Here is a 285-nt window from a genome sequence, read left to right as displayed (position 1 = left end):
CGAATTGGTCAGCCATGACGTCCAGTCCTATTACAGCGAGCACCCGGCCGCGTCGTTCGCTCTGCAGGTCTGGGTGAACAACTCCTGGGTGGCTACCACGTGCATCGCGATGTCTGTTGTGCTGGGGCTGCCGATACCGCTGGTGCTCTTCGATAACGCCGCCAACGTCGGACTGATCGCCGGGCTGATGTTCCAGGCGGGGAAGGGCGATTTCCTGCTGGGCCTGCTTCTTCCGCACGGGCTGCTGGAGCTGACGGCCGTCTTTCTCGCCGCGGCGATTGGGAT

At 63.2% G+C, this 285-nt stretch carries 1 protein-coding gene; it reads left to right on the top strand.

Annotated features, from left to right (window positions below):
- The coding region (locus tag BST12_RS29890) for a stage II sporulation protein M (protein WP_211281442.1) at positions 1-285 on the top strand (285 nt) is incomplete at both ends.

The sequence above is a fragment of the Mycobacterium angelicum genome, assembly GCF_002086155.1.
Classification (GTDB): domain Bacteria; phylum Actinomycetota; class Actinomycetes; order Mycobacteriales; family Mycobacteriaceae; genus Mycobacterium; species Mycobacterium angelicum.
The sequence above is the reverse complement of the archived record's forward strand: the minus strand, read 5'-3'. Positions and strand labels throughout refer to the sequence as shown.